Origin of the sequence: Agrobacterium sp. rho-13.3, assembly GCF_033957765.2 — a bacterium.
Classification (GTDB): Bacteria; Pseudomonadota; Alphaproteobacteria; order Rhizobiales; family Rhizobiaceae; genus Agrobacterium.
Map to the genome: position 1 here is coordinate 2833220 of NZ_CP192774.1, position 12490 is coordinate 2845709.

Annotated in this window: 12 protein-coding genes; 8 read left to right on the forward strand and 4 right to left on the reverse strand. The window is 54.9% G+C overall.

Going from position 1 to position 12490, the window contains the following annotated elements:
• Positions 1-110: 110 nt before the first annotated feature.
• Together RMR16_RS13720 and RMR16_RS13725 are read right to left on the reverse strand one after the other, a co-directional pair.
• Entirely contained in the window at positions 111-1604 is a 1494-nt protein-coding gene (locus RMR16_RS13720; protein ID WP_320200342.1) for an HlyD family efflux transporter periplasmic adaptor subunit, read from the reverse strand.
• A 372-nt stretch (positions 1605-1976) separates the two neighbouring features.
• A complete protein-coding gene (locus tag RMR16_RS13725) occupies positions 1977-3218 on the reverse strand; it encodes an ROK family transcriptional regulator (RefSeq protein ID WP_320200341.1) in 1242 nt (413 codons plus the stop codon).
• Positions 3219-3490: 272 nt separating this feature from the next.
• Here RMR16_RS13725 and RMR16_RS13730 point away from each other — a divergent pair, with 272 nt between their 5' ends.
• From RMR16_RS13730 to RMR16_RS13760, 7 genes are all read left to right on the forward strand, one after another.
• Positions 3491-4513: a sugar ABC transporter substrate-binding protein gene (locus RMR16_RS13730; protein WP_320200340.1), complete on the forward strand. Its 1023-nt coding sequence runs from the start codon at positions 3491-3493 to the stop codon at positions 4511-4513.
• 140 nt (positions 4514-4653) lie between these two features.
• On the forward strand, positions 4654-5718 hold the full coding sequence (locus RMR16_RS13735; RefSeq protein ID WP_320200339.1) for an ABC transporter permease: 1065 nt from the start codon (positions 4654-4656) through the stop codon (positions 5716-5718).
• 11 nt (positions 5719-5729) lie between these two features.
• On the forward strand, positions 5730-6512 hold the full coding sequence (locus RMR16_RS13740) for an ATP-binding cassette domain-containing protein (protein ID WP_320200338.1): 783 nt from the start codon (positions 5730-5732) through the stop codon (positions 6510-6512).
• Positions 6509-7138: a nucleoside triphosphate hydrolase gene (locus RMR16_RS13745; RefSeq protein ID WP_320200337.1), complete on the forward strand. Its 630-nt coding sequence runs from the start codon at positions 6509-6511 to the stop codon at positions 7136-7138. Before RMR16_RS13740 ends, RMR16_RS13745 begins: the two co-directional genes overlap by 4 nt.
• A 144-nt stretch (positions 7139-7282) precedes the next feature.
• Positions 7283-8407: a DNA replication/repair protein RecF gene (gene recF / locus RMR16_RS13750; protein ID WP_320200336.1), complete on the forward strand. Its 1125-nt coding sequence runs from the start codon at positions 7283-7285 to the stop codon at positions 8405-8407.
• A gap of 129 nt (positions 8408-8536) precedes the next feature.
• Positions 8537-9292, forward strand: coding sequence for a molybdopterin-synthase adenylyltransferase MoeB (gene moeB / locus RMR16_RS13755; protein ID WP_320200335.1), 756 nt, complete (start codon positions 8537-8539; stop codon positions 9290-9292).
• A gap of 2 nt (positions 9293-9294) precedes the next feature.
• Positions 9295-9768 carry a GNAT family N-acetyltransferase gene (locus RMR16_RS13760; protein ID WP_320200334.1) on the forward strand — a complete coding sequence of 158 codons (474 nt, stop codon included), beginning with the start codon at positions 9295-9297 and terminating at the stop codon, positions 9766-9768.
• A gap of 7 nt (positions 9769-9775) precedes the next feature.
• Here the strand turns inward: RMR16_RS13760 and RMR16_RS13765 are convergent, their stop codons facing one another.
• A complete protein-coding gene (locus RMR16_RS13765) occupies positions 9776-10780 on the reverse strand; it encodes a 2-hydroxyacid dehydrogenase (RefSeq protein ID WP_320200333.1) in 1005 nt (334 codons plus the stop codon).
• Between the two features lie 187 nt (positions 10781-10967).
• On the opposite strand from RMR16_RS13765, the gene RMR16_RS13770 reads away from it, so the two are divergent.
• Positions 10968-11504, forward strand: coding sequence for an SH3 domain-containing protein (locus RMR16_RS13770; protein WP_320200332.1), 537 nt, complete (start codon positions 10968-10970; stop codon positions 11502-11504).
• Here RMR16_RS13770 and RMR16_RS13775 read toward each other — a convergent pair.
• Complete coding sequence (locus RMR16_RS13775; protein ID WP_320200331.1) at positions 11497-12489, reverse strand: adenosine kinase; 993 nt, start codon at positions 12487-12489, stop codon at positions 11497-11499. The genes RMR16_RS13770 and RMR16_RS13775 overlap by 8 nt on opposite strands.
• Position 12490: the final 1 nt, after the last annotated feature.

A 12490-nucleotide genomic window follows, 5' to 3' on the forward strand; every position in this document is an offset into this window, starting at 1 on the left:
ACGCCGGCCCGTGCACATGGCAAACTGCTCGAATTTTTTATGTAAATTGGCGTGGCAGTTGGGGGACCAATCGCTTGCCTCTTGAGGCAAGCGATTGGTTTTTTTCAAACTCAACCGTCTTGAGATTTTGTCGGTGGTTTGATCCGTGGCGGCATGCTCTCGAGTTCACGAGCCTCCGCGCGGAACAGAGACGAAACGGCAATATAGCCTTGGCTTGCCGTTTCCTGGGCGTATTCTCCTGCCAAAGATGCAGCATCCTTTGTACGCATCAGCGCACTCACTGCAATTTCCGTAGCGGTTTTCTGCCACACCGGAAAACTCTCAGCGACGTATTGGCCCGTTGCGTAAAGTTTATTTGCTCCCTGGGCAAAAGTAGCTTCCGCCTGAGCAGCCCATTGCCTGTCCAGAGAAACGGTAACCCAGCTTCCCACCGAGCAAAATTTCGCCATGTCCTGACTGTTTTTGCGAATGGCATCATCTGGCGTTACATAAGCGTAGAGTTCGCGGCGCTCCGTGGGCGGGAAAGGCACTGCGAAATCGAGATCGACACGCTCGGTTGTTCTTGGCACGAGTTTGCTGACAACCGCGTTGAATGGTGTTGGCTCATTGCCAATAGAAACCTGAACCTTGGATCCTACAGACAATGATTGCGCTTCCCGTTCGGAGAAGATGGCGACGACAAAAGCATTCTGACAGTTGATCGCTTCTGCAACGGTGTCACCCGGGTTTATCTGTTTTCCCACATGCGCAACCGTTCGGTATAATCGAGCCGAAGGGTCTGAAAAAATCTCCGCCTTATTTAAGCGCGCTACTCGGGCTTCTTCAGCGGAAAGAAGTGTAGAAAGCTCCGTCTGGCGCGTTACTAGGGATGCAAGCTGCAATTCTATCTGCGAATAGTCGGACTTTCTCGTCCTGATCTCGCGTTCGATACTTGCGAGGGACTCGTTTTCGGTGCCGACATAAATGCCGTCATTGAGATTGTTGAGAATCTCTTTCAAACGCATACCATTGATCGCCGCCGCTTGTTTCGAGGTTTCTTCTTCCTCGAGCCGGTTTTCCACCTCAGCCCGGCTTCCTGCAACCGCCCCCTTGTCCAGAAGCCTTAATTGACGGTTGAGGTCGATCTTTCTGCTTTCCGCTTTCAAACTCGCGGTCCGTATCGAGATATCCGCACTTTGAAGTGCGTTTTCGGAAAGAACGATTGCGGCTCGTCTTTGCCGTTCCAAATCGGATTGCAGGTCGACGATACGCTTGAAATAGTCCGCAAGAATAGATCTCTTAAGATCGACTTCATTGCGTAACGATGCCATTTGCATTTGCAAACCGATCAATGTTGATCGATCAACTCGATCATTTTCGATCGTTGCAGCAAATGGAACCGTACTGTCTGAACTGATGCTAGAATATTTCGTTACAATCCCACCAATGGGGGATGTAATTGCTGTAACCGGTGAGTTTATGACCGCCCTGCTTGATGAATATGTAAAGAGAGGCGGAGCTACAGAAGACATAAATACGGCGGAAACGACTCCGAGAACGCCGTATGATCCAATTTTAACAGAAGATAGTACTGCTTTGTCGCGATTATTTTCCTGCGGAACCATAACATGTATCCTTTTTAGATTACATTTATTGGCTCCTCCCACGTCTTTTTCTTAATGATTGCTTAACTATTATTTATTGTCAATAAGAGTTAAATGTCAGATTTTTTATCTTTTTATAATTGCAATAATTATTTATCACTAATTATAAATTGTAATATATCGCCCCATTGCCGACTTTAAATCCGGAAATAAGTTGTTCTTTTGTGACGATACCAATTTCCGGTAGGTTGTCAGGACTCCGTGAACTGTCCGTTTTTTCGGCGGATCGAAAGTCCATTTGCCGATATCGGCAGTCGTTTCAATCGATCAGATTGTTACAAACGGCGATCGTTTGATGTCCATTCACATGGTGGTACGGAAAAAAACTTTCGGTCAACCCGGCCCTGCTGTCTCCTTAAAAAGCACATTTTGATCCAAAAGATATCTTGAGAAAAGCGGCAGGCTAGCCCCGCCGATGGCGCGGGCTTGACTGCCGACTGCGCCTTCCACGATTTCCGGGACGACGACGCCTTGAAGGTCGTGGAGGTCGAGTGCTTTGCGGGTTGCCATGGTTATTCGAGTGCGCACCCAGGCAGGGAAGCCACCATCGATGATGACCGAGGCGAAGTCGATGATGGAGGCTGCGGCGACGACCGCCTGCGCGAGTGCTGCTGCTGTGTTTTGTATCCAGCGCTCCAGCGGTTCGCCGAAATCGAACCATTCATCCGGTGAGAACCAGAGCGGTTTGGGGTCGATATTGCTTTCACGCAACATGTCTTCCAGAACGAAAATTGACGCGATCTTGAGGAGCTGGACCGTGGAGCCGTCCCGTCCCTGAACGGGTAAGGGGCCGATTGCCCCTGCCGCGCCGGTGCGCCCGGAAAATAGCGCAGAGTTCAGCACGACGCCGCCGCCGATGAACGAGCCGATGAAAACATAGAGAAAATCCGGATAGTTTTGTCCTGCACCGAAAACGAGTTCTGCGCCGCAGGCGCTGGTGGCATCGTTCTGGAGGAAGACCGGATAATTGACTTTTGCCGCGATCGCTGCCCGCAAATCGACGCCGCGCCAGCGGTCCATTTCTTTTTGTGGTGCGCCCACTTCTCGCGCCCAGCTCCAAAGCTCGAAAGGCGCTGCCACACCGATACCTGCGATTCGTGGCCGCTGGTGTTCGGGCAGCTGTGATTCGAGTTCTGCTATGCCGTCGATGACGAAAGGCAATATCCATTCGGGCATGGGGTAGGGGTAGGTGTTGCGTAGCTTCAGCCTGATCCGGCCAACAAAATCCATCAGCACGAGATCGACACTGCGCCGTCCGATTTTTACGCCGAACGAAAAAACCGCGTCGGGATTGAGCCGCATGGGCGTGGAGGGCTGCCCCACCTTGCCACGCAAAGGTTCACCACGAATAAGCAGGCCATCGCTCTCCAGCGAGCGCATGATGACGGATACAGTCTGCGCTGAAAGGCCGCTTCGGCGGGCAATTTCTGCTTTCGACAGGCCACTGTGACGCCGTACGAGAGACAGCACAAGGCGCTCATTGTAAGCACGGACGCGAACCTGGTTGGCCCCGCCTCCACTCAAATCCGGTATGGTCGCTAGCGCGTGCTGCAACGGCTCCGCTGAGCGTGTCATTTGTATTATCCTCCCCGGCCAGCTCCGTCATATGCAGCCTGGCCCCGTCTGCCACAAGGGCTTTTTTGAAGAAAACGGCTACCTCCCACCGTGTTCCTGCGCCTGTTGCAGAAGCGTCAGGATGCCACATCGAATTAATAATTCAATTGGATTTATTTATTGACAGAGGGGTCGCTTTGATGTTTCCATCTGCGCCGGTGGCACCCGATCTTGGAGGAGAGGGGCCGCAGGGTCGCTTCGAGGAAGCACCTCGTCATCATTGGGAGGACTACATGAAAAGCACCGTTTCCGTGTTTCTTGGCGCGCTTGCGCTTGGCGTTTCTTTTGCATCCGTGGCTTCTGCCGCCAATACGTCGGTATGCCTCATCACTAAAACTGATACGAACCCCTTCTTCGTCAAGATGAAGGAAGGTGCCACGGCCAAGGCCAAGGAACTGGGTGTGACGCTGAAGTCTTACGCAGGTAAGGTGGATGGCGATTCCGAGAGCCAGGTTGCCGCCATCGAATCCTGCATTGCAGACGGCGCGAAGGGTATTCTGATCACCGCATCGGACACCAAGGGCATCGTTCCAACCGTCAAGAAAGCACGCGATGCGGGGGTTCTGGTAATTGCGCTGGATACGCCTCTCGACCCGATTGCATCTGCTGACGCGACATTCGCAACTGATAACCTGCTTGCTGGCAAGTTGATTGGCCAGTGGGCGAAGGGTACGCTGGGCGATAAGGTCAAGGACGCCAAGGTCGGTTTCCTTGATTTGACGCCTGACCAGCCAACGGTTGACGTTTTGCGCGACCAAGGCTTCATGATCGGTTTCGGCATCGATCCAAAAGATCCAAACAAGATTGGCGATGAAGTCGATCCGCGTATCGTTGGGCACGATGTGACGAACGGTAATGAAGAAGGTGGCCGCAAGGCGATGGAAAACCTTCTCCAGAAAGACCCAAGCATCAACGTCATTCACACCATCAATGAACCGGCAGCCGTGGGTGCTTATCAGGCGCTGAAGGCTGTTGGCATGGAAAAGAACGTCCTGATCGTATCCGTCGATGGCGGTTGCCCGGGTGTGAAATCCGTGCAGGAAGGCGTGATCGGCGCGACCTCGCAGCAATATCCTTTGATGATGGCAGCGCTTGGCGTGGAAGCGATCAAGAAGTTTGCTGACACCGGCGAAAAGCCAAAGCCAACGGAAGGCAAGTCCTTCTTCGATACTGGCGTGTCGCTTGTAACCGACAAGCCGGTTTCGGGCACACCATCCATCAGCGTCAAAGAAGGCTTGGCAAAGTGCTGGGGTTAATCCCGGTTTTTAATTGATCAGAACTGGCCGGAACGATGTCCCGGCCAGTATTACTCATAAAAATTTGATATATTATTATCCGGCTAAAGATCGGGCAGCATTGGTACTATTTGCCATAGCTGGCGGGCGGAGGAGATAACATGAGCGGAATACAGGAATTCGAGCAGGTGCTCGACGGCAGCGACAAGAATGTCGCGTCGTTCGATAACCAGAAGATTTCAATCTTGAAGCGTGGGCAGCATTTTCTGCATTCCACACCTGCGGCTGTGCCGTTGATCGTACTGATATTGTCTGTAGCCATATTCGGCCTTACTATCGGCGGGCGCTTCTTTTCCTCCTACACGCTGACGCTGATTTTACAGCAGATTGCTGTGGTCGGTATTCTCGGTTCAGCGCAGACGCTGATCATTCTCACTGCGGGTATCGATCTTTCGATTGGCGTGGTCATGGTGATTTCATCTGTCGTCATGGGTAATGTGGCCGTGACCTATGGCCTGCCAACCGGCATCGCGATTCTCGCGGGCTTCGTGGTTGGCGGACTTTGCGGACTGTTCAACGGCTTTCTGGTTGCCGTCGTCAAGCTGCCGCCTTTCATTGTGACGCTGGGTTCCTGGAACATCGTCATGGCGACGAATTTCATCTATTCCGCCAATGAGACGATCCGCGATACGGATGTGGCGCAAAACGCACCCCTGCTGCATTTGTTTGCCACCAACTTCCGCATCGGTTCGGCTATTCTGACGCTTGGCGTTGTTGCCATGGTCGTTCTTGTCGGCATTCTTTGGTATGTGCTGAACCATACGGCATGGGGAAGGCATGTTTATGCGGTGGGCGATGATCCCGAAGCGGCAAAGCTCTCCGGCATTCAGACGCGCAAGGTTCTCCTGAGTGTTTATACGGTTGCTGGCCTGATTGCGGCATTTGCGGCATGGGTCGCCATCGGTCGTAACGGTTCCATTTCCCCTTCCGCTGCGGTGACGGACTATAATCTACAAGCCATTACGGCGACGGTTATTGGCGGCATCTCGCTGTTTGGCGGTCGCGGCTCCATTCTCGGCACGCTGTTCGGCGCAATGCTGGTGGGTGTCGTTTCGATGGGCCTGAACATGCTGGGTGCAGACCCACAATGGAAAGTCATGTTGACAGGCTGGCTGATCATCGCCGCCGTCGCGATTGATCAGTGGATCAGAAAGGCAGGCGTCTGATGGCAACGGACATGAACAGACAACCAATTCTCTCTGCCCATGGCATCGTAAAACGTTATGGCCGCGTGACTGCTCTGGATAATGCGGATTTCGATTTGTATCCGGGTGAAATTCTGGCGGTTATTGGCGATAACGGTGCTGGCAAATCGTCGCTGATCAAGGCGCTGTCCGGAGCAATCCGTCCCGATGAGGGCGAGATCAGGCTGGAGGGCAAGGTGGTGAATTTCAAGACACCGCTTGAAGCACGCGATGCCGGCATTGAGACCGTGTATCAAAACCTTGCATTGTCACCCGCTCTGTCGATCACCGACAACATGTTCCTTGGCCGTGAACTCAGGAAGCCTGGTTTTCTGGGGACGGTTCTGCGCAAGCTCGACCATTCGGCCATGGACAAGTTCGCGCGCTCCAAGCTGTCTGAACTGGGATTGATGACCATTCAGAACATCAACCAATCGGTTGAAACACTGTCTGGCGGTCAGAGGCAGGGTGTTGCTGTTGCGAGAGCGGCAGCCTTTGGGTCCAAGGTTGTTATTCTTGATGAGCCGACGGCAGCGCTTGGCGTCAAGGAAAGCAGGCGTGTGCTGGAGCTTATTCTGGATGTACGCTCCCGTGGTCTTCCTATCGTGCTCATTTCGCACAATATGCCGCATGTGTTTGAAGTCGCGGATCGCATCCACATTCACAGGCTTGGAAAGCGTCTGTGCGTCATCAATCCGAAGGAATACACCATGTCGGATGCCGTCGCCTTCATGACGGGCGCCAAGGAGCCTCCCAAGGAGACACTCGCTGCATGACGATAACACTCGGCGCGCTGACAGACACGATCTTGCAGCGCGCAGCCGAACGTTCCCGTTTTATTGTCGCCATTGCTGGTCCCCCGGGGGCCGGCAAATCTACGTTGTCCGATGCGCTTCGCGATGCGTTGATTGAGCGCGGCGAGACGGCCGAAATCCTTCCGATGGATGGGTTTCACATGGACAATGGCATCTTGCAGCAGCGCGGATTGCTGGCGCGCAAGGGCGCACCTGAAACCTTCGACGTGCGTGGCTTTCTCGATATCGTCACGGCGGTCCGCAAAGCCGATCAGGAGGTTCTGGTGCCGGTGTTCGACCGTTCGCGAGAACTGGCCATCGCTTCGGCGCGCGCTATCGTGCCCGAAACGCGGTTTATTCTCGCGGAAGGCAATTATCTGCTGCTGAACGAGGCGCCTTGGACACGGCTGGAAACCAGTTTCGATTTTTCCGTTTTTGTTGGTCCGACTGTTGAGGTTCTGGAGCAACGACTGCGTGACCGCTGGATCGGGTACGGGCTTGATGAGGCCGGGATTAGCGCCAAACTTTATGAGAACGACTTGCCAAACGGCAAGCGTGTGGTGGAGAACTTGCGGGACGCGGATATCAAGATTGATATTTGGGAATAATCGCCATCTACCTCCACCCTCATTCCTGTGACAAGTACATGAATAAGGAAGGTAACGGCGGATAATCGTCACTTTTTCTGAAAATCCATTCCGGTTTTTCACCTCATGCTGTAGGTCGTAAGCCATGACGATTCTGGATGCGGCATGACGGCCAAGGTTTTCCTCTCACGACTGAAACTGACCGAGTTTCGCAACTACGCGGAAGCCTCGCTACGTTTCGATGAGCGGCATGTGGTGCTGACGGGCGATAATGGTTCTGGTAAAACCAATCTGCTGGAAGCAATATCGTTTTTGTCGCCCGGTCGTGGTTTACGGCGCACCACTTTGTCTGAGGTCACGCGGGTGGGGGCGGAAAACGCTGGTTTTTCTATTTTCGCAGACGTCACCGGCATGGATGGCGAGGTGGCTATAGGCACCGGCCTTGAGGGCGAAGGCGAGACGCTGTCGCGCCGCTTGCGGCTGAACGGCACGCCGGTTAAATCTGTCGACGAGTTGACGGACCATTTGCGGGTTCTGTGGCTGACGCCCGCCATGGACGGTCTTTTTACCGGCTCCTCGTCGGATCGCCGCCGGTTTTTGGATCGGCTGGTGCTGTCGCTCGACCCCACCCATGGACGAAGAGCCAGCGATTTCGAAAAGGCCATGCGTGGGCGCAATCGTCTTTTGTCGGATGGGCGTTTTGATCCGGTCTGGCTGGAAGGCATTGAAAAACAAATGGCTGAACTGGGCATTTCCATGGCCGTTGCGCGCCATGAAATGCTGGGCTTGCTGAAAGCGCTCATCGATAGCCGCAGCAACGACGCCAATTTCCCGACGGCTTCACTGACCCTTTCAGGCTTTATGGATGGCGAGTTTCATCGTCCCGCTGTTGATCTGGAAGATGAATACTTGGCTGTTTTGAAGGATAATCGCTACCGCGATGCTGCCGCTGGCCGCACGCTGGAGGGGCCGCATCGTGCCGACCTGTTCGTGCGCCATGCAGAAAAGAACATGGATGCGGGCCGTTGTTCCACGGGCGAACAAAAGGCATTGCTGGTTGGTCTTGTGCTGGCCCATGCGCAGCTCACCGCCAATATGACCGGCCATGCGCCGGTGCTGTTGCTGGATGAAATCGCCGCGCATCTGGATGAAGGCCGTCGCGCCGCTTTGTTCGACATCATCCACGCGCTTGGCGGCCAGAGCTTCATGACCGGCACGGATGCTTCGATGTTCTCCGGTTTGGGAGACAGGGCGCAGTTTTTCAATGTTTCCCATGGCAGCATCGGGTGATAGTGCTTAAATCTTCGAAATAGAGCATTTCCGGAAAAAATGCGAAGCGGTTTTGCTAAAACAAATAGATAGAGCGTTTGTGCGTTTCGGAGAAAGGCGGAAATGCTCTAGATCATCGGAGATGCGACTTTGGACCCTTTGAGTTCCGAGGAAATCGAACGTTACAAACGCCATATCCTGCTACCGGAAATCGGCGGCGTGGGGCAGCAGCGTTTGAAAGCCGCCAAGGTGCTGGTTATCGGCGCGGGCGGCTTGGGCGCGCCGGTGCTGTATTATCTTGCGGCTGCGGGCGTCGGCACGCTGGGCATTATCGATGATGATGTGGTTTCGCTGTCCAATCTCCAGCGGCAGGTCATTCACGATACCGGCACCATCGGCGAACAGAAAACCGAGAGCGCCCGCCGCTCCATCGCGCGGCTGAACCCACATGTGCGGACCATGCATTTCGAGGAACGTTTTTCGCTTGTCTGGGCGCATGATTATCTGAAATCATTTGATCTGGTCATCGATGGCTCCGACAATTTCGACACGCGTTATGCGGCGGCCGATGCGGCGGAAACGGCCCAGGTACCTTTGGTAACGGGTGCGGTGGGTCGTTTTGATGGTTCCGTCACAGTTTTGAAGCCTTACGAGACTGGCTCGGACGGAAATTTATTACCCGGCTACCGGGACTTATTCCCTGCTCCGCCGCCGCCGGGCGTTGTGCCGTCCTGCGCGGAAACTGGTATCGTTGGTGCGCTGACCGGGGTGATCGGCACCATCATGGCGATGGAAGTCATCAAGCTGATCACGCAGACAGGTGAGCCACTGATCGGACGGCTGTTGCTCTATGATGCACTCGCATCCCGTTTCGACACCGTTCGCTATAAGCGGCGTCAGGGGTAATCATGATCGAGATTGCGAGAATCGACAAAGGCTTCAAGCGTTTTGATGAATTGCTTGCGCTGATCCTGTCGTCATTTGCCTATATGGACGGTGTTATCGACCCGCCATCCTCCGCGCACCGGCTGACGGTGGAAAATCTGGGGCAGAAGACGCAGGACGAAATTGCGTTCGTGGCTTTGGATGGTGGCAACCTGTTGGGCTGCATTTTCTGCAAGCCGGAAGCAGCAAGTCTTTATGTCGGCAAACTCGCCGTGTCGCCCGCTGCGCAAGGCAAGGGCGTCGGGCATTCCTTGTTGAAAAAAGCGGAAGAGATTGCCCATGGTCTGGGGCTTCCTGCGTTGCGGCTGGAAACGCGAATCGAGCTTGTCGGCAATCATCAACGCTTTTCGGCTTGGGGTTTCGCCAAAACAGCGGAAAACGCACACGCCGGATATACGCGCACGACCTCTATCGAAATGACCAAGCCTCTGGCCTGAAAAGACCTTAGCTACGTCCCGGCAACACCCGGTTCGGCGGGCGATGGCCGTCGAAAAAGGCGCGGATGTTGATGATGACCTTATCGCCCATGTCGATACGGCCTTCGATCGTCGCTGAGCTCATATGTGGTAGAAGCACCACCTTGCCCTCTTTGGCGAGCTTGATCAGCTTGGGGTTCACCACAGGCTCGTTTTCAAACACGTCCAGACCCGCACCTGCGATTTTACCATTCTGCAAGCAACGGATCAGCGCCGCTTCATCAATGATATCGCCGCGCGCCGTGTTGACGATGTAGCTCGTGGGCTGCATCAGCGCCAAGTGGCGGGCGGAAATCAGGTGGTAGGTGGCGGGAGTAGACGGGCAGTTGACCGAGACGATGTCCACACGCGCCAGCATCTGGTCGAGACTATCCCAATAGGTCGCTTCAAGCTCGGCTTCCGTGGCCGGATTGACCCGCTTGCGGTTGTGATAATGGATAGACAAACCAAACGCCTTGGCGCGGCGGGCAACAGCCGTGCCGATGCGGCCCATGCCGACAATGCCGATGCGCTTGCCCGACAGGCGGCGTCCCAGCATCCATGTGGGCGACCATCCGCGCCATTCCTCTGAACCATTGGCGAGCACGCGGGTGCCTTCTACCAACCGGCGTGGAACGGCCAGAACCAGCGCCATGGTCATGTCGGCACTGTCTTCGGTCAAGACGTTAGGCGTGTTGGTCACCGTTATGCCTTTGCGGGCCGCTGCATCCACATCGATATGGTCGATGCCGTTGGAAAATCCGGCAATCAATTTTAGCTGCGGGCCTGCCTGCTCAATCATCGAAGCGGTGATTCGGTCCGTCACGGTCGGCACCAGAACGTCCACTTTTTGCATGGCGGCAATCAATTCTGATGCGGTGCGCGGCGCATCTTCAATGTTCAATTCTGCGTCGAACAACTCGCGCATGCGGGTTTCGACCAGATCCGGCAATTTGCGTGTCAAATAGACGGTTGGTCTCTTCTTATTCGTCATTGTCAGCAGGCACCTTGTTCAGAGGTCGTTAACCAGAAAGAGCGATAATTTCCTTCTATCCAAGGGCGTTTCTACCAGACCCATCGCCGAAGACAAACGAAACTCGCATGTCGCTGTCGTGGGCCTTGAGAAATGATATGTCCGATTATTATTCTCTATTGCTAAAAAGCAAGGAAACGGAACCGGCATGCGTAGCATTGTTTCGATTGTCTGCATTGCATTGTCGCTGGGTTTTCTCGACGCCGCAAGCGCCCCGGTCATGGCACAGGGTGCCGCCAAGGGCGCGAGCGGCCTGCCGCTGCCCCGCTTCGTCAGCCTCAAGTCACGGCGCGTCAACATGCGCATCGGGCCGAGCACCGATTACGCGGTCTCGTGGATGTATATGAAGTCCGGAATGCCAGTTGAGATCATTCAGGAATATGAAAACTGGCGGCGCATTCGCGATGCGGATGGCACCGAAGGCTGGGTCAACCAGGCGCTTCTGTCCGGTGAAAGAACCGCCGTTGCCGCACCATGGATGCGCGGCAAAGGCAAGGATGTCTACGTTAACCTGCGCCGCGACGCGCAGTCGAGCGCTGCCGTTCTCGCCAAGCTGGAGCCTGGTGTCCAGATCAGGATTGGTGAATGCAATGGCGACTGGTGCAAGGCCCAAGCCGATCAGGTGACCGGCTGGGTATCTCAAGGTGAAATCTGGGGTGCTTACCCCGGCGAGGCTTTTAAATAAGCCCGTGCTTTGCAGCAAGCGACTTCAGTGATGACATGGGGCGCGGGCCGATCTGTTGGATAACCGCTGCTGCTGCAAGGCAGCCGAGCTTGCCGCTATCTTCCAGCGAACGGCCCTGCGTGTAACCGTAGAGGAAACCTGACGCAAAGAGATCACCAGCGCCGGTCGTGTCCACCACGTCGTGAACCGGATAGGCATCGACCTTCACGCGCTCATCACCACGCACGATGATTGCGCCTTCTTCGCTCATGGTCACGGCTGCAATCTTGCAGTCTGCCGCGATCTTGGTCAGCGCCAGCTCGAAATCGTCCGTTTCGTACAGCGAAAGCGCTTCCTGCTTGTTGGCGAAAACGATATCGACCGTGCCTGTTCGCATCAGGTCCAGAAACTCGTCGCGGTAACGACCGACGCAGAAACTGTCGGACAACGTCATGGAGACTTCGCGACCATTTTCATGGGCGATACGAGCGCAGTCGCGGATCGCATCCTTGGCGCGTGGCGGATCCCACAAATAACCTTCGAAGTAAGTGACTTGTGATTGCGCGACGACCTCAGGCTCCACATCTTCCGGGCCAAGATCAACGCAGGCACCGAGATAGGTGTTCATCGAGCGTTCGCCGTCTTCGGTGACGAAAATCATTGAACGAGCGGTTGGCGGGAAGGTACCTTCCGGCTTGGTTTCAAAGTGAACGCCCTGAGCGCGAATATCGTGCTGGAAGATTTCGCCGAGCTGGTCTTGCGCCACCTTGCCGAAGTAAGCTGCGCGTCCGCCGAAATTAGCAATGCCCGCTGCCGTGTTGCCCGCACTGCCGCCGGATGCTTCCAAGGCTGGACCCATCAGCGAGTAGAGCAGTTCTGCACGCTCCGCATCGATCAGGTTCATCGCGCCTTTGGTGATCGCGTTATCGTTGAGAAACGTGTCATCGCAACGGGAGATGATGTCCACAATGGCGTTGCCAACGGTCAGTACGTCGAATTTTGTCATG